The organism is Ruegeria sp. YTSC003, assembly GCF_059609785.1.
Window position 1 is genome coordinate 182,989 of record NZ_JBXWMK010000004.1, and the last position, 20,953, is coordinate 203,941.

The 20,953-nt window shown below is 56.3% G+C and carries 17 protein-coding genes; 8 read left to right on the forward strand and 9 right to left on the reverse strand.

What is annotated here, in order from left to right; genetic code table 11:
• Positions 1-3: 3 nt before the first annotated feature.
• The 4 genes from AC2FFH_RS10105 to AC2FFH_RS10120 form a co-directional block, all read right to left on the reverse strand.
• Positions 4-1,344, reverse strand: a complete 1,341-nt coding sequence (locus AC2FFH_RS10105) for an alpha-glucosidase/alpha-galactosidase (RefSeq protein WP_496844339.1) — start codon at positions 1,342-1,344, stop codon at positions 4-6.
• 22 nt (positions 1,345-1,366) lie between these two features.
• A complete protein-coding gene (locus AC2FFH_RS10110) occupies positions 1,367-2,215 on the reverse strand; it encodes a carbohydrate ABC transporter permease (protein WP_170418690.1) in 849 nt (282 codons plus the stop codon).
• 1 nt (position 2,216) lies between these two features.
• Positions 2,217-3,140 (reverse strand): carbohydrate ABC transporter permease, encoded by a 924-nt coding sequence (locus tag AC2FFH_RS10115; RefSeq protein WP_496844340.1) that lies wholly within the window; start codon positions 3,138-3,140, stop codon positions 2,217-2,219.
• Positions 3,141-3,236: 96 nt separating this feature from the next.
• Positions 3,237-4,496 (reverse strand): ABC transporter substrate-binding protein, encoded by a 1,260-nt coding sequence (locus AC2FFH_RS10120; RefSeq protein WP_496766380.1) that lies wholly within the window; start codon positions 4,494-4,496, stop codon positions 3,237-3,239.
• Between the two features lie 150 nt (positions 4,497-4,646).
• Here AC2FFH_RS10120 and AC2FFH_RS10125 point away from each other — a divergent pair, with 150 nt between their 5' ends.
• From AC2FFH_RS10125 to AC2FFH_RS10160, 8 genes are all read left to right on the forward strand, one after another.
• Positions 4,647-5,453, forward strand: a complete 807-nt coding sequence (locus tag AC2FFH_RS10125) for an IclR family transcriptional regulator (RefSeq protein ID WP_496766382.1) — start codon at positions 4,647-4,649, stop codon at positions 5,451-5,453.
• Positions 5,450-6,508: an ABC transporter ATP-binding protein gene (locus AC2FFH_RS10130; RefSeq protein ID WP_496766392.1), complete on the forward strand. Its 1,059-nt coding sequence runs from the start codon at positions 5,450-5,452 to the stop codon at positions 6,506-6,508. Before AC2FFH_RS10125 ends, AC2FFH_RS10130 begins: the two co-directional genes overlap by 4 nt.
• A gap of 135 nt (positions 6,509-6,643) precedes the next feature.
• Entirely contained in the window at positions 6,644-7,603 is a 960-nt protein-coding gene (locus AC2FFH_RS10135; RefSeq protein WP_496724731.1) for a dihydrodipicolinate synthase family protein, read from the forward strand.
• Positions 7,594-8,526, forward strand: a complete 933-nt coding sequence (locus AC2FFH_RS10140; RefSeq protein WP_496766402.1) for a 4-hydroxyproline epimerase — start codon at positions 7,594-7,596, stop codon at positions 8,524-8,526. Before AC2FFH_RS10135 ends, AC2FFH_RS10140 begins: the two co-directional genes overlap by 10 nt.
• Entirely contained in the window at positions 8,523-9,761 is a 1,239-nt protein-coding gene (locus AC2FFH_RS10145; RefSeq protein WP_496844341.1) for an NAD(P)/FAD-dependent oxidoreductase, read from the forward strand. Before AC2FFH_RS10140 ends, AC2FFH_RS10145 begins: the two co-directional genes overlap by 4 nt.
• A gap of 9 nt (positions 9,762-9,770) precedes the next feature.
• Positions 9,771-10,796: a trans-3-hydroxy-L-proline dehydratase gene (locus AC2FFH_RS10150; protein WP_496766406.1), complete on the forward strand. Its 1,026-nt coding sequence runs from the start codon at positions 9,771-9,773 to the stop codon at positions 10,794-10,796.
• Positions 10,797-10,920: 124 nt separating this feature from the next.
• Positions 10,921-11,469, forward strand: a complete 549-nt coding sequence (locus AC2FFH_RS10155) for a tetratricopeptide repeat protein (RefSeq protein WP_496844342.1) — start codon at positions 10,921-10,923, stop codon at positions 11,467-11,469.
• 335 nt (positions 11,470-11,804) lie between these two features.
• Positions 11,805-14,018: an NADP-dependent isocitrate dehydrogenase gene (locus AC2FFH_RS10160; protein WP_496844343.1), complete on the forward strand. Its 2,214-nt coding sequence runs from the start codon at positions 11,805-11,807 to the stop codon at positions 14,016-14,018.
• A 276-nt stretch (positions 14,019-14,294) separates the two neighbouring features.
• Here AC2FFH_RS10160 and AC2FFH_RS10165 read toward each other — a convergent pair whose 3' ends face one another.
• The 5 genes from AC2FFH_RS10165 to AC2FFH_RS10185 form a co-directional block, all read right to left on the reverse strand.
• Positions 14,295-15,404: a peptidoglycan-binding protein LysM gene (locus tag AC2FFH_RS10165; RefSeq protein WP_496766411.1), complete on the reverse strand. Its 1,110-nt coding sequence runs from the start codon at positions 15,402-15,404 to the stop codon at positions 14,295-14,297.
• Positions 15,405-15,449: 45 nt separating this feature from the next.
• Positions 15,450-16,712: a type 2 periplasmic-binding domain-containing protein gene (locus AC2FFH_RS10170; RefSeq protein ID WP_496724718.1), complete on the reverse strand. Its 1,263-nt coding sequence runs from the start codon at positions 16,710-16,712 to the stop codon at positions 15,450-15,452.
• Between the two features lie 22 nt (positions 16,713-16,734).
• Positions 16,735-17,520: a PP2C family protein-serine/threonine phosphatase gene (locus AC2FFH_RS10175; protein ID WP_496766413.1), complete on the reverse strand. Its 786-nt coding sequence runs from the start codon at positions 17,518-17,520 to the stop codon at positions 16,735-16,737.
• A gap of 3 nt (positions 17,521-17,523) precedes the next feature.
• Positions 17,524-18,525 (reverse strand): FHA domain-containing protein, encoded by a 1,002-nt coding sequence (locus AC2FFH_RS10180; RefSeq protein WP_496766417.1) that lies wholly within the window; start codon positions 18,523-18,525, stop codon positions 17,524-17,526.
• Between the two features lie 205 nt (positions 18,526-18,730).
• Positions 18,731-20,893, reverse strand: a complete 2,163-nt coding sequence (locus AC2FFH_RS10185; protein ID WP_496844344.1) for a serine/threonine protein kinase — start codon at positions 20,891-20,893, stop codon at positions 18,731-18,733.
• Positions 20,894-20,953 lie beyond the last annotated feature (60 nt).

A 20,953-nucleotide genomic window follows, 5' to 3' on the forward strand; every position in this document is an offset into this window, starting at 1 on the left:
GGATCAGGCCGCCTTGGCGGGTTTGCACCAGTCTGGCAACCAATCGGCATGTGCCACCAACAGGTCACTAACCAAACTGCGGATCTGACGCAGGTCCAGTTCAGCGGCCGTATGTGGGTCCATCATGGCGGCGTGATAAATGTGTTCGGGGTTCTGCTCAACCAATGCCCGTACAGTCAGTTCCTGCACGTTGATCTGGCTGCGCATTAACGCGATCAGCTGCGGTGGAATGTCGGTGACGACCGAAGGTTGGACACCGTTAGTGTCGACAAGGCAAGGTGTTTCGACAGCCGCGCCAAGGGGGAGTTGAGGGATCTGTCCAGTATTGGGCAGGTTCCCATACGCCACGTAGGGCGTATCAGTCACGATCGCATTCATCAGGTCAGCGGCGAACTCATGGCTTCGGATCACTTCAATATCACGCCCGTCAGTCAGGGTCTTTGCCTGTTCTTTCCAACTGGCGATCTGTTCTTCGCAGCGGGTTGGGTATTCATCTAGAGGGATACTGAACTGCTCAATCAGGTCCCGTCGGCCGTCTTTGATGAACCACGGGACGTATTCCGCCAGGTGTTCGGAACTTTCCGTGCAAAAGTAGCCCAGATGATCCATCACTTCGTACCGCACTTTGTTGGCGCAACGTGGCATCAACAGTGGTGGTTTTGGTATTTGTCCGCTGGCATACCCTTGCCGCAATGCAGGGTAGAGATCGCGCCCGTCATGCTCCAGCCTCAAGAAAAAAGCGACGTGGTTCACGCCTGCCACTTTGTAGCGGAATTCGTCCTTGGGCAGGTCCAGATCGTGCGCCAGTTCCTCGACCGTATTCTGGACCGAATGGCACAAGCCGACATGCTTCAGCGTCGGAAAACGCTCAGCCAGAGCCCATGTGTTGATTGCCATCGGATTTACATATTGAAGCTGCGTCGCGTTTGGGCAGAGCTGCATCATGTCTTGTGCGACATCCCATAACACAGGAACCGTGCGCAGACCGCGCATAATGCCTCCGACGCCAAGCGTGTCGGCGATGGTCTGGCGTAGACCGTATTGTTTGGGAATCTCGAAATCCGTGACCGTGCAGGGCTTATAGCCGCCGATCTGAAAAGCGGTGATGACGAAATCGGCACCCTCCAGCGCGGCGCGCCGGTCGGTATGGGTGGAAACGGTCGCCCCGGTTCCGACAGAGCGGATCATCGCCTTTGTGACGGCCTCGCTTTCTGCAAGACGCATTGTATCGATGTCCATCAGAGCAAAGTGGCTGTCGGCCAATGCGGGGGTCAACAGGGCGTCGCCCACGATATTCTGCATGAATATCGTGGAACCTGCCCCGATAAAGGTGATCTTTGTCATGTGGCAAACCTTTGGTTTGACGTTATTTTACGGCACCGAGGGTCAAACCCGCGATGAAGTGTTTCTGCATGAGGAAAAACATGGCCACCGGCGGCAACGCCGCGACGATGGAACCGGCACTCATCAATTGATAGGCAGCCCGAAACTGGGCGTTGAAACTGGTGATCCCGGCCGTCACGGGCTGGCTTTCCGCGCCCTGAGTCAAAACCACGGCCCAGAAATAATCGTTCCAGATAAAGGTAAAGATCAACACGCTGAGCGCAGCAATCGCTGGCTTCATTAACGGCAAGACAACGTACCAGAAAATACGCCATTCGCTGATGCCCTCGACGCGCGCGGCCTCAATCAACTCGAAGGGCAGGGCGCGGATAAAGTTTCGCATAAACAGGGTACAGAAACCCGTCTGGAATGCGATGTGGAACAAGACGAGGCCTGTTTTGGTGTTGTAGAGACCCAATTCCAGGGTCAGGTCGCGTACAGGGACCATCAGGATCTGGAACGGTACAAAGTTGCCCGCAACAAACATGAAGAAGATCCAGAGGTTTGAGCGGAATTTGTAGATCCCCAGTGCGAACCCGGTCATACAGCTAAGTGCTACGGCCCCGATCACAGTTGGAACGGTGATTAGGAACGAGTTCAACAGATAGCGCGGCATGTCCGAGTTGAAAAATACCTGCCCATAGTTATAGGCGCCCTCAAAACTGGACGGCATTCCCCAGTAGTTTGCGTTGGTAAAGTCGGCGGCCGGTTTGACCGAGAACAACGCCACCGCCAGTAGGGGACCGAGCCACAGCAGCAGAGCCAGCGGCAGCATCGCCTGGTAGGTGATCTGTGCCCCGCGGGGTTGTTTTTCGATGGGTTTGGGAAACATCTTAGTGCCCCCTTTCTTCGCGATACATCGACCACAGGAAATAGGCGATGAAGCACAGCATGATCAGGAACAGGATCACCGCGATGGCGGCGCCATATCCCATGCGGAAGCCGTATTCTGACAGCGCGACTTCGAACATGTAATAGGCAAGCACACGGGACGAACCGAACGGGCCACCCTGGGTCATGATCGAGATCAAGTCGAATGACCGAAGCGCGCCGATGATGGTGACAACGAAAGCAATGAAGGTGGCGGGGCGTAGTTGAGGCAGGATGATATGCCACAGCATCCGCCCGCCTTTTGCACCGTCCAGACGTCCGGCCTCGATCTGTTCAGGATCCACAGCGTTCAGGCCTGTGAGATACAGGATCATGCAATAGGCCGTTTGCGGCCAGAGACCGGCAAAGATGATGCCGTAGGTGACGAAACGCTCATCCCCCAGAACATTCAGCGGGCCGAAGCCGAAGAAGACCAGGAATTCGTTCAACAGGCCGAAAGTCGGATCATAGAACCACGTAAAAACGAGTCCGACGACGACCTGAGAGATGACAAAGGGGAAGAAAAACAGTGACTTATAGAGCCGAATACCCCAGACGGTTTGATTAAGGAACAGAGCAATGAACAGACCCGCAGGGATCGCCAACAGGTACATGATCAACCAGATCAGGTTGTTCTTCAGTGAAATATAGAACGCGTCACGATCAACAAATTCCCAATACAGGTCTTCGTAGTTGCGAACGCCTACATACTCCGCTGCGCCGAGCCCATCCCATTCGTACAAAGACAGATTGAAGGATTGGAACACCGGAATGATCACATAGACCATGAAGAACAGCAGACCCGGGGCCAAAAATAGCCACGGCGCTATGCGCTGTTGATTTCTGTGGAACCAGCTTTCCTGTTCGGGGACATCGACGGCTGACATGTGCTCACTCGGATTTAGGTCAAAGGTGTAAGTCGGGTATGCACCCGCCTTACGCACGAAGTGGTGCAGGCCGGGCAGAAGCCCGGCCAGACCGGTTTAGTTCTCGTAGATACGCTGACGTGCGCGTTCCAGTTTGGACAGGATACGGTCGGCATTATCCGGCTTGACCATGAATTCCTGGAAGCCTTCCATCGACACTTTTGCCATTTCCGCAGGTGCATCACGGTCCCAGAACTGGGCCACGCCACCGGGGCTGTTGGCGGACAGCATCTCAAAGCCTTGCTGCAGGAACTTGTCGTCATCAACAGACGATTGGGCATTCACAGGCAGCTGTCCCAGGTTTGCGCCGTTGTTGATCTGAGTTTGCTCATCCGCGGAAACGGCAAAGCGCAGGAACTCACGTGCAGCTTCTTTATTCGATGCGTTGGCCGGGATGTGGAAGGTATCAGTTGGCGCATCTTCCGCCAATTCTACATCCGGGTTGATAGAAACGAACTGATAGAAGTCCAATTGGTCGTCGGTCAGTCCCGCTTCGCGCAGAGGCGCAACGGCAAAGTTACCCATCAAATAGGCGGCGGCTTCGCCGTTCACCATGAAGGGCAGGGCCTCTTGCCAGCTGTACGTCTGATGGTTGTCGACGAACGCGCCCATGTCGATCAGCTGTTTCCAGTTGGCGAAGGTCTGCTTGACCCGGTCGTCTTCCCAGCTGATTTCGCCATTGGCGAGCTGGTTGTGGAAGTCGAACCCGTTGGTGCGCATGTTTAGGTAGTCGAACCAACCGCCAGCGGTCCACAGGAACTTGGTGCCGATCGTATAGCAGGCGCGACCGGAATCGACGATCTTCTGGCAGTTCGCCAGCTCTTCTTCCCAAGTCGTTGGCTCGGTCAGGCCCAGCTCGTCAAAGATGTCTTTGCGATAGTAAACACCCCACTGGTAATAGGTGTAGGGTACACCCCACTGCTTGCCGTCGATGGTCATCGCACCTTTGGTCGAGGCCAGATTTTCGGCGATCTCAGGTTCGGCCCACAAGTCCGATACATCTTCGAACAGGCCTGCCTCGACGTAGGGCTTCATGCGGTTTGCCGCATACCACGTCGCCACGTCCGGCGTATCCGCAGTCAGGAAGTTGCGGATCTGGGTCTTGTACGCCTCCCGGTCGATTACCGTGGTTTCGATCTCCAGTCCCGGATGCTGTTCCGCAAAACGGTCGATCATTGCCTCCATCGTCGCGCGTGGCGCCGGGTTGGAGGTATCGAGAAAGATTCGCAGCTCGCCGGTCAGTTCGGCGGCGACAGGTGCGGCAAGTGCGACACTGGCTGCCAAAGCGGCGGCAGTGCGCTTGTACATGGAATGCATGGTTTCCTCCCTTAGCTTCCATTTTATACTTTTGCAGTTCCAAATAATGAAACTGTGTTTTATATATTGAAAACTACACATCAACTCGGTTAGTCTTGTCAAGACCCTCGTGCCGATTGCGATGGGTTAATTGGAGGAGAACAGGCATCCGTGGCTGGTGACGGAACAATAGGAAAAGCATGTGATGTGCTGGATCAGGTGGCTGCGTTCGCGCGCCCGGTTCGATTCGCAGAGCTGTTGGAAAGCAGCAATTTCCCCAAGGCGACCCTGTATCGGTTCCTGCAAACGCTGACCAATCAGGGAATGCTGTCGTATGATCCGGACCGACAGACATATACGCCTGGTTTGCGATTGGTTCGGCTGGCTCATGCAGCGTGGACACAAAGCTCGCTCGCGCCGATTGCGCGACCGTTTCTGGATGCATTGAGCCGGGAAACCGGGGAAACGGTGCATTTGGCACAGCTTGATTCAAATCAGGTGCTGTACGTGGATAAACGCAACGCAGCCCAGCCGATTGAGATGTATTCGCAGGCTGGCAAGGTCGGTCCGGCCTATTGCACAGGCGTGGGTAAAGCCATGATGGCGTTTCTGGATGAGGCCGCGCTGGACCGCGCCGCGTCTCAGCAAAGCTACCACGGCTTTACCGACAAAACACTGACATCCGAGGCGGCGTTGCGCGCCGATCTCGACCTGATCCGCAGTCGTGGCTATGCCGTCGATGACGAAGAGCATGAGCCCGGCATCATCTGCATTGCCTGTCCAATCCTCACCTCGGGCGGGCGGATGTTGGGGGCGATTTCCGTGACCGGATCGACCGAACGGATGAATTTCGACCAATTGGAAACCTGGGTTCCCCGTGTTCGCCGTGTGGCCGAACAAATCGGAGCCGAAGCACAGGCCTGGCGGTTCCCCGAGACCCGCCCGAGCGCCGAAACAGACAGGATGCAAGCGACATGACAGGTGTGACTCTGAACCAGGCGATCAAGCGGTATGGCGAGACGCAGGTTATTCACGGCATTGATCTGGAGATCGAAGATGGAGAGTTCTGTGTCTTCGTCGGCCCTTCGGGTTGTGGTAAATCCACTTTGCTGCGGATGATAGCGGGCCTTGAGGAAACGACCGAAGGGCAAGTCCATATCGGCGCTCGCGACGTGACCCATATGGACCCGGCCAAGCGCGGCGTGGCCATGGTGTTCCAGACCTATGCCCTTTATCCGCACATGACCGTGGCCGAGAACATGGGCTTTGGATTGCGCATGAATGGTGTACCCAAGTCCGAGATCAACAAGAAAGTGCAAGACGCCTCGAATATCCTCAAGTTGGATCAATACCTTAAGCGCAAACCCAAGGCCTTGTCCGGCGGGCAACGCCAGCGTGTCGCCATCGGGCGTGCCATCGTGCGGGGGCCCGAGGTGTTTTTGTTCGACGAACCTCTGTCCAACCTTGATGCGGAGCTGCGCGTAGAAATGCGGGTCGAGATCGCGCGACTGCACAATGAAATTGGCGCGACCATGATCTACGTGACCCACGATCAGGTCGAAGCGATGACAATGGCCGACAAGATAGTGGTGCTGCGCGATGGCCGGATCGAGCAGGTCGGCGCGCCAATGGACTTGTATCGGGACCCGGACAATCGGTTTGTAGCGGGGTTCATCGGATCGCCTGCAATGAACTTCCTTGACTGCGATATTGTCGATGGGAAGGTCTCGCACCCGGCCCTTAGTGAACCGTTGGATGTGCCTGTAAACGTACCGGCTGGGATGAACAAAGTGACTCTTGGTATACGTCCGGAGCACATCACAGTGGACCGGGCAGGCGACACTTGCACGGTTGATCTGACCGAAGCGCTTGGCGGCGTGAGCTATACGTATTTGCTGACGCCCAATGGCGATAAGTTGATTGTCGAGGAACGAGAAGATCAGCGCAGTAAGCAAGGTGAGCGCATCGGGCTGTCAGTGCGGCCGGAACGCGCGATGCTATTTGATCCCGAAACAGGTCACCGCCTTCGCTGAAAAATCCATTTTGTAATTTGAGCGCGCCCGATCATCGATCCGGCGCGTTTTCAATTTTTCTGGATTTTGTATCCAATATCCGTTATGGCGATTCCAAAAGCGTGTGTAACCGCCCAGCCATCGAGGAATTTACCAATGTCGACCAATGTGTTCACCGGCACGATGCCCGCTCTGATGACACCATGCAAACCCGACCGGACGCCTGACTTTGATGCCTTGGTGCACAAAGGAAAGCAGATGATCGGGGCGGGTATGTCCGCGGTGGTCTACTGCGGTTCGATGGGGGATTGGCCCTTGTTGACAGATGCGCAGCGGATGGAAGGCGTCGAGCGTTTGGTCGATGGGGGTTTGCCCGTTGTGGTCGGGACCGGCGCCATCAACACCAAGTCCGCCGTAGCCCATGCAGCCCATGCGCAAAAGGTAGGCGCCGTTGGCCTGATGGTCATTCCACGCGTTCTGTCTCGCGGCAGTTCACCTACCGCACAGAAGAACCACTTCAAAGCGATCTTGACAGCCGCCCCCGATGTTCCCGCAATCATTTACAACAGTCCGTATTATGGCTTTGCTACGCGGGCCGATCTGTTCTTTGCTCTGCGCGCGGAACATTCAAACCTGATCGGATTCAAGGAGTTCGGTGGCAAAGACGACCTGCGCTATGCGGCTGAAAACATCACCAGTCAGGATGATCAGGTCACCCTAATGGTTGGTGTTGATACCGAGGTTTACCACGGTATCGTAAATTGCGGTGCAACCGGATCGATCACGGGAATAGGCACAGCCTTGCCGCGCGAAGCATTGCTGCTGGCCGCCCTGTCCAAAAAGGCGGCGCAAGGCCATGCCGAGGCCCGCCAACGTGCGCAGGAACTCACAGAGGCGATTCAAGTGCTTTCCAGCTTTGACGAAGGCCCGGATTTGGTGCTCTACTACAAGCACTTGCTGGTCCTGAACGGGGAGCAGGAATACCGCCTGCACTTTAACGAAACGGATGAACTGACCGATGCACAGCGTAATTATTGCGAGCAGCAATATGATCTGTTCCAAACATGGTTCGCCGATTGGTCGAGGCAGGGTGGGGTGATCGCTGAATGCATGTGATCGACAGTCACACTGGCGGTGAACCGACGCGCGTCATTCTGGATGGCGCGCCGGGACTTGGATCCGGGTCTTTGACTGAGCGGGCAAGTCGCCTGGCGACCGAACATGAGGCGTTCTATCGCTCGGTCATGTTAGAGCCGCGCGGTCAGCCAGCCATGGTCGCTGCGTTACTGGTCGAGCCGGTTGATCCGACATGCGTGACCGGTGTGATCTATTTCGATGTCGACGCCGTTTTGGGCATGTGTGGGCACGGAACCATCGGTTTGGCGGTCACATTGGCTCATCTGGGACGAATCGACGTAGGCCAACACCGGATCGAAACGCCCGCTGGTGTAGTGACGGTCAAGTTGCACGATGCAAACACCGTTACCGTGACCAACATTGAAAGCCGCAGGGTTCATCAGGACATTACCCTGGATGTCGCGGGCTATGGCCATGTCACAGGCGACGTTGCATATGGCGGCAACTGGTTCTTCATCGTTGACCCCAGCCCGATCCCGGTCGAGCCCGTGAACATTCGTAACCTAACGGACATGTCGATCGCCATCCGCGAAGCCTCGATCGCGCAAGGGGCTGGTGGAGAAAATGGCGAACCGATTGACCATGTCATCTTACAGGAATCTTCACCGGACCCGGCGGTACACAGTCGCAATTTCGTTCTGTGCCCCGATGACAATTACGACCGCTCACCATGTGGAACGGGCAGTTCGGCTCGGCTGGCCTGTCTGGCGGCCGACGGCCGTTTGGCGCCGAGTCAGGAGATCATCCAGCAAAGCGTGATTGGCAGTTCCTATCAATTGTCTTACCAGCCCGGGCCAAACGGGGGTGTTATCCCCTCGATCACCGGGCAGGCCTTTATCATGGCTGAGGCCACGTTGTTGTTCGACGAACACGATCCTTTCAAAGCCGGAATCGAAACATGACCCCACAAGTCGTTGTCATCGGTGCCGGAGTAATTGGGATTACGACCGCGCTCGAACTGCAACGACGCGGCCATTCCGTCCTTGTATTGGACCGTAAGGGCATCGCGGCCGAAACATCAGCCGGCAACGCCGGTGCCTTTGCCTTTTCTGAGGTCGAACCACTAGCCACGCCCGGCATCATGCGAAAAGCTCCAAAGTGGTTGTTGGATCCGTTGGGCCCACTGTCTATCCCGCCGGCCTACGCCTTGAAAATTGCACCGTGGATGTACCGGTTTTGGCGGGCCAGTCGACCGGATCGCTATGAAAACTTACTTGGCGCACAAGCCAGTTTGATGGCGTTATCCAAAACTACGCTTGAACAGCTGATACCAAACGTCGACGCCGAATACTTGTTGCAACGCGATGGGCAGATGCAGTTGTATGAAGGCGAGGCTGAATATCGCGCCAGTTTGCCGACATGGAACTTGCGCCGCGAACACGGGATCGAATTTGAACTGCTTGAAAGCCCGGCCGCGATTGCTGAGATGCAGCCGGGCCTCAGCCCTCGGTTCACCCATGCGGGGTTTACACCGAACTGGCTGAACACTGTTGATCCGAAGCGATGGGTCGAACACCTTGCTGAGGTCTTTCAGGGTCGAGGCGGTCGGTTCGAACGGAAAAATATCCGAACCCTGTTACCGCAGGAAAATGGTGTGCGCGTATCATGCGCGGACGGAACAATTGAAGCGAGCAAGGTGGTGGTTGCCGCAGGTGCCTGGTCTCACCACATAGTGCAAACATTGGGCGATCGCATTCCACTGGAAACCGAGCGTGGATACAATACGACTTTGCCGGAAGGCGCATTTGATTTGCGTATGCACCTAACATTCTCGCGCCACGGCTTTGTTGCCAGCAAAATAAATGGTGGCGTGCGTGTAGGGGGGGCCGTCGAACTGGGCGGGTTAACCTTACCACCAAACTACAAGCGCGCCGATATTTTGTTGGAAAAGGCGGCGGCGTTCCTGCCTGGACTAAAAACCGAAAGTGGCACGCAATGGATGGGGTATCGTCCATCGTTGCCGGACAGCATTCCGGTGATCGGCCCGTCTCGTAAATCGGCGGATGTCGTTTACGCATTCGGGCACGGGCATTTGGGCCTGACCCAATCTGCGGGAACTGCGGAACTCGTCGGGGCGCTGGTCGATGGGCAAGACCCACCAATATCATTGTCGCCTTACGCCGCCACCCGACTTTAAGGAGGGGATATGCGCAGCATTAAGACCATTCATGTTGTGTCGGCCCATGCCGAAGGCGAGGTCGGCGACGTCATCGTTGGCGGGGTCTCTCCGCCGCCCGGTGACACGATCTGGGAGCAACGGACGCATATCGCCAACAATCAAACGTTACGAAATTTCGTACTGAACGAACCGCGAGGCGGTGTGTTTCGTCATGTCAATCTTCTGGTTCCGCCCAAACATCCGGATGCCGATGCCGCCTTTATCATTATGGAGCCCGAGGACACTCCACCCATGTCCGGCTCAAACTCAATCTGTGTTGCGACGGTATTGCTGGATAGCGGGATCATAGCAATGCAAGAACCCGAGACAATTCTGACGCTTGAAGCGCCCGGAGGCCTGGTTCGCGTGCGCGCTGAATGCCGGGGCGGTAAGGCAGAACGGATCCACGTGCAGAACCTCCCCAGTTTTGCGGGTAAGCTCTCTGTCCCGTTAGAGGTTCCGGGTTTGGGCACGCTGACTGTTGATACGGCTTTTGGAGGCGACAGTTTCGTGGTTGTAGATGCCGCCAAGCTGGGGTTTGACATAACCCAAGACGAAGCGCGTGAAATCGCCCGGACCGGCGTTAAAATTACGAATGCCGCCAATGCCCAATTGGGGTTCTCGCATCCTGAGAACCCGGATTGGACCCACATTTCCTTTTGCGCTTTTTGTGGCCCGCTTGAAAAGACCCCGACTGGTTGGCGCGGTAAATCTGCCGTTGCCATTCAGCCCGGAAAGGTGGACCGCTCGCCCACTGGCACAGCGGTATCTGCGCGTATGGCGCTAATGGCGGCCAAAGGGCAGATGACGGTCGGGCAAACCTTCGAAGCTGTTTCGGTCATCGGCTCGCGCTTTACCGGGCGGATTGTTCGGGAAACGCAAGTTGGTGCCCAACCCGCTATCATTCCAGAAATCAGCGGGCGCGGATGGATCACCGGAACCCATCAGCACATGCTTGATCCAGACGACCCCTGGCCGGGTGGGTATCGGTTGAGTGACACTTGGGGCGTTTGATCAACTTCTGCGATTGCGCTTGTGTCTTTTCCGTTTCATTACGCAAATTTGGCGACCCGTTTCCTTGAGTATAGGTTCTGGATTGCCACTTTAAGGTGAGTGATTTGAACAGATTGGAGGTGTAATGCACATTCGTCTTGCCGCCCTGGCTATTGTGATCGCCACGTTGTTGCTGTCCTTCAATTCACCATCAAAATCTGGACCAAACTACACGCAGCTGGCCCAGTCATGCCTTGGCAACAAAGGCGGCATGGCAAATGTGGTTGCGGCCTGCATAACTTTGATGAATGGCGTGGATGTTACCCCAAAAAACCGGAGCACGCTGCTGAGATCTCGTGGTTGGGCGTACTACAGCGGCAAACAGTACGAAAAAGCAATTTCGGACTATAGCAGTGCTTTGGCTCTCGCTCTCGACGACCCACATTCAACTTTGTGGCGTGCTATTGCCTATCACGCGACGGGCGATGTCCAATCTGCTGAAACAGCGTATGAAAAAGCTCTGTCGCTTGCACCAAGCAGCACTGAGGCATTGTTTCACAAGGCCCAGTTCGACAGGGATCAAGGAAACACATCTGCCGCTATTCATGGTTTTGAGAAGGTTCTGGATCTCGACCCGAGTCATGCGGGGAGCGGGAACCTCGGTTCCACGCGAGGCGGACGCTGGTTCTGTTGAGCATTTGGACACCGCAATTGAAGATCACGTGAACCAAATTGCAAACGAAGGCGGGTTCAAGGCGTTTTGGACCGGCAAAAAAGCTGTATCAATAACTACCCGCAAACTTACTGATCAATAGTTATACCCATGGTCCAATCCGTAAATCTGACTACCCGTGGCAATATGCGCGCGCTTTAGATGATTGATCCCAGGCCCTTCCTGATTTATGGGAGGCCCTGTCAAATCAGAGTCACCGTCGGGGCGGTAGGAGAAACGCGCCCCCCCCTACGCCACGCAAAAGTGGAACACTCTTGGATCGCACGCCCCGAAAGGTTTAAAAAAGGTAAAAGAATATGGCAGATAACTCGAACTTCGACATATTGTATACCATTGTAGACGAAGCGCCCGAACTGGCCAGCGCCTCGTTTCTGCCCATCATTCGCAAGTTTGCTAGTGCCGCAGGTGTCAGTGTTGGCACCAAGGATATTTCATTGGTCGGTCGTATTCTCTCGACCTTTCCGGATAAACTGACTGATGCACAGCGCATCACCGACGATTTGGCCGCATTAGGCGAGCTGGTGAGAACGCCGGACGCCAACGTGATCAAACTGCCAAACATCTCGGCATCGGTCCCGCAACTGGTGGCGGCCGTCGAGGAACTCCAGTCACAAGGCTATGACATCCCGAGCTACCCCGAAGAGCCGTCGACCGATGAGGAAAAGGCGATCCGTGCGCGTTACGACGCTATCAAGGGCTCGGCCGTGAACCCGGTTCTGCGCGAAGGTAACTCGGATCGTCGCGCGGCGCGTGCGGTGAAGAACTATGCTCAGAAGAACCCGCATTCGATGGGGGAGTGGGCGTCGGACAGCAAAACCAAAGTGTCGTCGATGTCTGGCAATGATTTCTATGCCAACGAGAAGTCCGCCACCATTACCGCCGCTCAGGCCGGTGATGCCAAGATCGAATTTGTCGGCAAAGACGGCAGCGTCACTGTCCTGAAAGACGCCTGGCCACTGGCCGAGGGCACCGTTGCAGACGCCACATTCATGTCCGTCAAGGCGCTGTCATCCTTCCTGACAGATGCGATTGAGGACACAAAGAAAGACGGAACGATGTTCTCGCTGCACATGAAAGCCACGATGATGAAGGTCTCGGACCCAATCATCTTTGGCTATGCTGTCAAAGCGTGGCTGGCTCCGGTGTTCGAGAAATTTGGCGCAGAGCTGGACGCATTGGGAGTGAACCCAAACTCGGGTCTGGGCGATTTGCTGGAACGTGTTCAGGACAATGCCGAAATCATGGCGGCAATTGACGCGATCAAGGCTGATCGCCCGTCCATGTATATGGTCGACAGTGACAAAAGCATTACCAACCTGCACGTGCCGTCGGACGTGATCATCGATGCCTCGATGCCTGCCGTAATCCGTGCAGGCGGCAAAGGCTGGGACGAGGCCGGTGCCAAGGGCGACACCAACTGTGTGATCCCTGACCGCTGCTATGCATCGGTTTATGATGAGAGCATTAACTTTTTCAAAGCCAATGGCGCGCTGAACCCAGCCACTGTCGGTGCTGTCGCCAACGTCGGCCTGATGGCGCAAAAAGCGGAAGAATACGGTTCGCACCCGACGACGTTCCAAGCGCCGGCCGACGGCACCATCCGTATCGTTCTGGCCAATGGCGAAAGGCTGCATTCACACGACGTTGAAAAGGGCGACATTTGGCGTGCCTGCACTGTGAAGAAAGCTCCGATCGAAAACTGGATCCAGTTGGCCATGGACCGTCAGCGCCTGACCGGATCCGAAGCGATCTTCTGGCTGGACGCAAACCGCGCTCACGATGCGGAATTGATCAAATACGTCAAACCGGCGCTTGAGGCGGCTGGGGTTGCCGACAAGTTCCTGATTATGGCTCCGCGCGAGGCGACCCGCCAGTCGTTGGAAACCATCACGGCAGGTAAGGACAGCATCGCAATCACGGGCAACGTTTTGCGCGACTACCTGACTGACCTGTTCCCGATTCTGGAACTGGGCACGTCGGCCAAGATGCTGTCGATTGTAAAGCTGATGAATGGCGGTGGTCTGTTCGAAACTGGTGCGGGTGGGTCCGCTCCGAAACACGTGCAGCAATTGGTCGAGGAAAACCACCTGCGCTGGGACTCGATGGGTGAATTCTGTGCTTTGGGTGAATCGCTGAACTTCCTGGCCGACAACAAAGGCAACGCCAAAGCGGGTGTTTTAGGTGCTGCGGCCGAAGCGGCCACGCAAGGCATCCTGGACAACAATAAATCGCCCAGCCGTAAAGTTGGACAGCCGGACAACCGCGACAGCCACTACTGGTTCGCGCGTTATTGGGCCGAAGCCCTTGCCGCGCAGTCCGATGATGCTGAATTGGCAGCAGAATTTGCGCCGATTGCAAAAGAGCTGGCGGACAACGAAGGCAAGATCCTGTCTGAATTGGCGACCGCTCAGGGTGCTGCGGCGGATCTCGGTGGATACTACCACACCGATCCTGCGAAGACCGCAGCGGTAATGCGCCCCAGCGCAACACTGAACGCGATCATCGGCTGATAAACAGTACCCACGCTTTGCGGCGTGGGTATTTTTGGATTGATGAGATCAATAGAAAGAAGGGTCGACCCCCAAAGTCGACCCTTTTTTGAGTGAGTGGTCAGGCCGAAGCCTCACCGGTGTAGTTGATTTCATGTTAACCAATCCACAATTCTTGGAAATTAGGGGATTCCCGTACTATTCGAGTTTTAAGGTCCAAACTTCTCATAAATTCCGACGAAAAATGAAAAAGGGCCGGTCAGAAGACCGGCCCAAGGCGTTCGGATTTCCGAATTATCAGTTGGAAGCTGCCATCAGCTTTTCGTTGTGCTCACGCAACGTGTCCGAGACAACGGCGTACCATTCACCGGATTCACGCATCTCGTTCAGACCTTTGTTCAGCATCGCCAAATACTGCTTGCCGAATGGATTGCTGCGGTGGCTGATGAAGCGCAGCGACGACAGCGAGGTGACGAAGGGGTTCTCGATCAGGTCGTTCTGGTTCAGACCCATTTCTACCATGGTGTCCGAGAACAATTGAACTTCGAAAGTAGCGACATCTGCGGTGCCGGTCAGAACCGCGTCAAGGCATTCGCGCGCCGTGATCGGCTGCATCAGCGTCATGGTATCGCCGTTGTGCAGGCCTTCCTGCTCCATGTCATGGATGAACCAGCCGTCCATACGGCAGATTGTGGAACCCTGAAGCTCATCGAAAGTAGTGGCGCTTGCGTACTGGCTTTCCGGCAGCGTGTAGAAGCCAACGACAATATCATAAACCGGAACCGACGAGTCGAACTGAGTGCAACGCACTTCGGTTTCCCAGGACCATTCGTATGTGCGGTTGGTGCAGTCCGGCATGTTCCAGGCCATCGAGACGTCGAACGCCCCCAGCGGCAGCAGTGTTTCCAAGTGCGAATTCCAGTCATCCACGAAGCTGACCGAGTAGTCGCGTGCGTTGCCGCCACGCTGCAGCGCGGTTGTGCCCAGACGAGTGATCGCGCCACCACCATTCAGTGATTCATCAGCGAAAGGTGCCCAACCGTTGCCGGTGACCAGCTTGATCGGCGGCTGATAAACGCTGGAGCGTTGCACGCTCGCAGCCCGCTGTTCTTCCGCCGCGATGATTTCCTGGGCGGTCTGACCGTTCGGCAGGCTACCGTCTTCACACGGCAGGGCCAGAACCAGGCCCGGCGCAAGCGCGTTCGGGTTGGTGATGACGTTTCGGTTCGCGTTGAAGATCGGCTGATAGTTCGATGTGCCGTAAGCTGCGATCGCGATGGTTGCCATCGTGTCGCCATCGGCAACGGTATAGTTGGTACAAGCTTCCTGCGCAGCGGCGGCGCCGGCGCTCAGAGCGGTGACGGCGGTGGCCGACATTACAACTTTCTTAAGGTTGATTTCAAACATGTCCACTTCCTCTAGACTTTTCTTATAGTTAGGCCAAAAGGGGCCTTAACCGTTTTCCATTTGATGACGCAGAGCGGCTGCCACGATGTCTCGCCACTCTCCGGATTGCTGCATGATCGCCAGACCCTGATTGAGCGTCTCAAGGATCGCTTCCCCATCCGGATTATCTTTGTGGGTCATGACGTTAAGCGACTTGATTGCCGCCAGATTGGGGTTCTCGATGATACGGTGTTCATAACCCAGTCGGCCGATTGCCTCGACAGCTAGATGAGCTTCGATTGCGACGATATCGGCTGTCCCGTTCATAAGCGCGTGAAAGCAGTCATCGGGTGAAACCGGACGCAAAAGCGAGATTGCCGGTTCGTACAATCCGACCGTATCCATGTGCGACAAGGACCAGCCTTCCGGGCGACAGATGGTTGTCCCGGCGAAGTCGGCATAGGTCAGCGTTTGCTCATAGCCCGAGCCGTCGCGGGCAAAGAACGTGTCCACAACTTCGTAGAACGGGTTAGAGAAGTTGTATGTATCACACCGCGCACGATCTTTTTCAGAAAGCGCCCCGGCCTCTTCGCAGTTTGGACGCGACCAGGGGAAGGTGGCATCGAACGCGAGTGTCGGCATCAGAAGGTCCAGATGCGATGACCAATCGTTGACGAACTGGATTTTATAGGACTGTTCGGGCGCGGCACGCAGCATCGCTGTTTCGACAAGGTAGGTGTAGAGCCCGCGATTGGGCAGTGCCTCGTCGGTGAACGGCGCATAGTCACCGCCAGTGATAAGCAACAACTGACGGTCACGGATTTCCGGGCGTTCGCCGGCATCTGCATTACGGATCAGCGCTGCGGCTTCTGCCCGGGCGGCTTCGATCTCGTCCTTGGCTGCCGCTTTTGCGGCGATCACTGCATCTTCGCTTGCCTTTTTGGCTTCTGCTTCGGCATCGGCAACGCGGGCTTCCGCCTCGGCGATGGCTTTCGCCGCGCGATCCTCGGCGGCCTTGACCAGCTCGGCTGCCATTTCCGCGGCCATTGCCTCGGCTTCGGTCTGCGGAGCGGCCGGGGCACGGCCGATCTCTTCCAGACAAGGCATGGTCAGAACGTCACCCACCCGGATGATGTTCGGGTTGTTGCCGATCACGTCCCGGTTTGCATCGTAAATGATACGAAAGTCTTCGGTCGAATACACTTCGATCGTAAGCTCTCGCAGGCTGTCGCCGCGTTGGATTTCGTAGGTTGAGCACGCCTGTTGCGCCGAGGCAGTGCCCGCTGCGGCAGCAAGTGCCAGGCTTGATATGATCAGATGGTTTCTCATGGGTCCTGTTGCTTTGCCTTGTTTAGTTTTTTGTAAGTTTGACAACACCGATTGAGATGTTGTCCTGATCCGGGTCGCCCTTAGCGTTCAGCGCGGCCTGCAGCGCCCCGGCTATGTCTTGTGCAAGCCCGCTGGCATTGGATTGAAGAATGGCCTGAATTTCTGCGTTGCTGAGATATTGCAGGCCGTCGCTTCCCAGAACCAAAACATCCGAAGGTGTCAGGTCCAACGGGGTTTCCGGGCAATCGACCTTTGGAATTGCAGCACCCATGATGACCGAAGTCAGTTGGTTGCGGTCAGGATGCGCCAGCGCTTCGGCTTCGGTCAAAGTGCCTTCGGCCATTTGCGCATCAATCATGGGTGCCATCGAGTGATCTTCGTTGATCTGCGACAGCTCTCCGTCCCGGAATAAGTATAGTGGACTGTCGCCGATCGAAATCCAGAACAGCCGTTGGCCCAGCAACAAAGTGCCCAACATGGTCGAGCCCATGTTGAATCCAGCCTCTTGTTCCTCGGAATAGCGGGCGATGGAGGCATTGGCCTGCATCGCCGCCAGGGGCAACGCGTCGATCAATGCGGACTCGGGTGTTGTTGTACCTTCAAGCTCAGCATCTAACGCGTCACGCCAGGCCTGGATCACAAGGTCAGAGGCGACTTCGCCCGCCGCATGCCCGCCCATGCCGTCAGCGACGACGACATAGCTTGCGTTCGCCGCATCGAACATGCGCGAGGCAACCGCGTCCTCCTGCGTGTCACGCTGGCCCTTGTCCAGGATCAGCGCAATATCATATGCCGGTGTCGCCAGCATCTATCAGGAATCCCGCCAGTCAAAGCCATCGTCACAGAAGGCGGCAAAGCGGATTGAGGTTTCACTGATGCGGATCAGGTCCCCGCTGGACAGTGGGACGGTGCTGAGGACCGGCTTGCCGTTCAGGCGCACCAGGTTGGCCTTGCCGCCGTGTCCCAAGTAACATTTGCGGTCCTCGGGATCATAGGCAATCACCGCATGGTTGCTGCGGGAAATACCAGTGTCTCCAAAGTCCAGTTGAATGGCCTGATCGTCATTGCGTCCAATCTGCATCAAGCCCTCGGTCAGCGTTACGCTTGCACCCCGACCCGGACCGCCAGTGATGACCAGCCAACCAACCGGGAAAGACTGTTCGGCATTGTCGGTTTTGGCTGCAGGTTCTGCTGTCTCAATGAGGTCCTGCACATGTGTATCGGCGCGTTCGAAACCCAGGAAGGTTGTCTTGACGCGACCACGACGATCTTCGGCAGCCGCGGGTTGCGGAACCGGTGCAACCTCAACCAACGGTTCTTCGGCGACCGGTGTTTCTGCAACCGGTTCTGCGGCGGGTTCGTCAGCGACAACCTCGATAATCTGTTCCGGCTCGGGGTCCACGACTTGAACTACTTCGTGCTCGACAACCTCTTCAGTGACCGCTTCGACCTCTTCCTCAACTGCCGAGTGCAGCGTCAACACGGTCTCTGCTTCGGGCGCGGGTGCCTCGTCCGCCACGTCCTGAACTTCTGCGATAACTTCAGCGACGACGATTTCATCCTCAGCCTCAGTTGTGTCCAGCGCGCCTTCCTCAGAGAAATCTGGCATTTTCTCTTCGGGTACCAACTCATCGGTTTCTTCGTAGCTGTCCGAGGTCATATTGCCACCTGCCAGCGCTTCGCGCAGGGCATTGAAATCGGCGATTGGTTCGGTCTTTTCCGCCTCTGGCGTTACAGCTTCCTCGGCTTCGTTCTCTTTCGGTTTGCCGGCACCTTCGAGAAGCCGGCTAAGAGGGCTTTTGTATTTGAACATGGTGTCGACACCTTTATTTCTTGGCACAGGACAACGGTCCCATGGGGCTGCTTCTTACCTCTGTGCGCGGTTGCACAACGGCATGGATAGTTGCGATAACAAGTCACTTTCTACTTCCGCGACGGGCCGGTTCCCGTCAGGGGTGCCGAATTTGACACAACCCTCAGCAAACACTTACTGGCAGATCACACACGAACCGGTCAGATCACTCCTGCGCTAAGGGCATGTCAGCATTCGTTTCGACCCCACTGCGCAAAACGCTGAAACGGGCCTGCGGCTGGTTTTCGGAAACAAGTTTGGCCAACAAAACATCAAGGCTGTCCGAGCCATCAATGCCAGTTCCCGAATTTGTCTCTGCGACCAGGACATCCCCTTCCTGCAAGCTGCCTGTCGCCTCGGGCGGAACCGAGCTCAGGACTGTTTTCCATCCCGCACCGTCTTTGTTCTGAATTGTGAAAACGTAGCCATTTTCCAGGCCGAGCACGCGCATCGCGGGCAGTGCCAACAATCCGTTCTGAGGGCGGGTTTCACCCAATGTGCGATACCGGGCAGAAACGCGGATGTAGCCGTCCGGGTCCACCTTCAGATCGTTCAACACCTGAGCGGCAAAAGTCGTATCCGCCTGCACCGGTGTGCCATTCAGAGTAAAGATCGTGGCGCCGCGCTTGACCCACTCACCCACAATCGACGCGTCCATATCCTGGTCAACACCGGTTATCGCAATCACGTTGCCGGTCGAAGCCCGGCGGCGTGATGTCTGAAACGGGATGTCTACGTCCCAGTGAGAGAATGCGATCTGCTGTTCTGCCAGGTTCACCGGTTCCGCCGGAACAAGCGGCGTCGGCTCAACGGTCGCGGCTTCGGCCGTTTCCGTCGCCGCAGCTTCTTCCTGCTCCGTGGCGACCGGGTCTTCTTGCGCTTGCTCGATAGGCTCTGGAGTGGATGCGACTTCGGCCTGCGTGGGCTCAGTTGGTTCTGGTGCCGGCTCCACTTCGGCTGCGGTCACTTGCTCGACCGGTTCCTGCTCAGATGTTTCGACTGCGGCGGTTTCTTCCGCCGGTTCCGCCACCACGGGTGTTTGGGTCGATGCGGTGTCCTCGACCGGAGTTTCCTCTCCGGACATCAGGAAGAACCCGCCTGCCGCCAAAGCGGCGACCACGGCCACACCCGCAACAATTTTGCCTGCACCACTGGATCCGCTTTTGACCACTGTATCCACCGCGACCGGAGCTTCATCCTTCGATGTGAACGTAGCGAGCCCGTCGTCGTTCTTGTCCTCATTGCCCAGTGCAATGTCAGTGTTTCCGGCAAGCAATGCGGTGACAACGGCTTCGGCGTTTTCGCTTTCAGCCTTGATCCTGGCTTTCTCTTCTTCTTCGTCTTTTTGGTCCATCGCCACGATCACCGACACCGGCCGATAGTCAAAGCTGTCGAACATCACGCCGGGGCCGCGGAACATGCGTAGCCAATCTAATGCGGTCTGCAGGCGATCCGTTGCGTGAACTTCCATCGCCTTGTCAATGGCTTCCAGGAACCCATCGGGGTAGCCTTCGATACGCCCTGCCAGCGGTGTGTAGGGGTCCGTCTGACCGTTGTTGAATGCGTTCAGGCGGGTCTGACCGTCGATCGGACGTTCGCCGCTGATGGCGTGATACAGGGTCGCCGCAAGAACATAGAGGTCACTGCTTGGCCCTTGTTCCGCGCCGCGTACATAAAACTCATGCGGCGAATAGCCATCCTTGATAACCCGCAGGGTCATCAGCGCGGCGGACTGGTGCGCAGCCTGTTCACGCGCGGCGCCAAAGTCGATCAGCACCGGATCACCGTTTTCGTCGATCAGGATGTTGTCGGGCGAAATATCGCGGTGCAGCATGCCGCTTTGGTGTATGAAAGACACCGCTGACAGCATTTTTTCAGTGACCTGAACGATAAAGTCCGGACCAGCCTTGTTTTTGGAGTCTTCAACGTAGTCCAGCAGATCGCAGCCACGGATGAAATCCATCGCGATATAAGCGGTCTCGTTGTCTTCGAACACCTGATGAACGTCGACGATATTGGGGTGTACCAAGCGGGCGTGATTGCGTGCTTCGAGGATAAACAAGTCGATGATTGCGCGCAGATCGTCCTTGTAGTCCGGCTCGACCGGTTCAACCATATCGCCGTTACGACGGCAAAGGGCACCGGGATAGCACTCTTTGATCACAACTTCGCGTTCCAGACTGTCCCGCGCAAGATAGGTGATCCCAAATCCGCCATTGCTGATAAAGCGCAGGATCTCGTACTGCCCGCGCAACAGCTTGGCGCCTGGTTGAAGACCTTCAATTTTCGGTTCGTCGTGCGTCGCGCCGACGGCCTGGTTGTGGCTCATTTCTTTCCGCCCGTTCTAATCGTTTTGCGGCTTACTTAACTGGGCTTTCAGCCCGCGAAC

Bases quoted from the DNA above. Each gene is read 5' to 3' on its own strand.
- AC2FFH_RS10105 (WP_496844339.1), bottom strand. From the start codon at position 1,344: ATGACAAAGATCACCTTTATCGGGGCAGGTTCCACGATATTCATGCAG.
- AC2FFH_RS10110 (WP_170418690.1), bottom strand. From the start codon at position 2,215: ATGTTTCCCAAACCCATCGAAAAACAACCCCGCGGGGCACAGATCACC.
- AC2FFH_RS10115 (WP_496844340.1), bottom strand. From the start codon at position 3,140: ATGTCAGCCGTCGATGTCCCCGAACAGGAAAGCTGGTTCCACAGAAAT.
- AC2FFH_RS10120 (WP_496766380.1), bottom strand. From the start codon at position 4,496: ATGCATTCCATGTACAAGCGCACTGCCGCCGCTTTGGCAGCCAGTGTC.
- AC2FFH_RS10130 (WP_496766392.1), top strand. From the start codon at position 5,450: ATGACAGGTGTGACTCTGAACCAGGCGATCAAGCGGTATGGCGAGACG.
- AC2FFH_RS10135 (WP_496724731.1), top strand. From the start codon at position 6,644: ATGTCGACCAATGTGTTCACCGGCACGATGCCCGCTCTGATGACACCA.
- AC2FFH_RS10140 (WP_496766402.1), top strand. From the start codon at position 7,594: ATGCATGTGATCGACAGTCACACTGGCGGTGAACCGACGCGCGTCATT.
- AC2FFH_RS10145 (WP_496844341.1), top strand. From the start codon at position 8,523: ATGACCCCACAAGTCGTTGTCATCGGTGCCGGAGTAATTGGGATTACG.
- AC2FFH_RS10150 (WP_496766406.1), top strand. From the start codon at position 9,771: ATGCGCAGCATTAAGACCATTCATGTTGTGTCGGCCCATGCCGAAGGC.
- AC2FFH_RS10155 (WP_496844342.1), top strand. From the start codon at position 10,921: ATGCACATTCGTCTTGCCGCCCTGGCTATTGTGATCGCCACGTTGTTG.
- AC2FFH_RS10160 (WP_496844343.1), top strand. From the start codon at position 11,805: ATGGCAGATAACTCGAACTTCGACATATTGTATACCATTGTAGACGAA.
- AC2FFH_RS10165 (WP_496766411.1), bottom strand. From the start codon at position 15,404: ATGTTTGAAATCAACCTTAAGAAAGTTGTAATGTCGGCCACCGCCGTC.
- AC2FFH_RS10170 (WP_496724718.1), bottom strand. From the start codon at position 16,712: ATGAGAAACCATCTGATCATATCAAGCCTGGCACTTGCTGCCGCAGCG.
- AC2FFH_RS10175 (WP_496766413.1), bottom strand. From the start codon at position 17,520: ATGCTGGCGACACCGGCATATGATATTGCGCTGATCCTGGACAAGGGC.
- AC2FFH_RS10180 (WP_496766417.1), bottom strand. From the start codon at position 18,525: ATGTTCAAATACAAAAGCCCTCTTAGCCGGCTTCTCGAAGGTGCCGGC.
- AC2FFH_RS10185 (WP_496844344.1), bottom strand. From the start codon at position 20,893: ATGAGCCACAACCAGGCCGTCGGCGCGACGCACGACGAACCGAAAATT.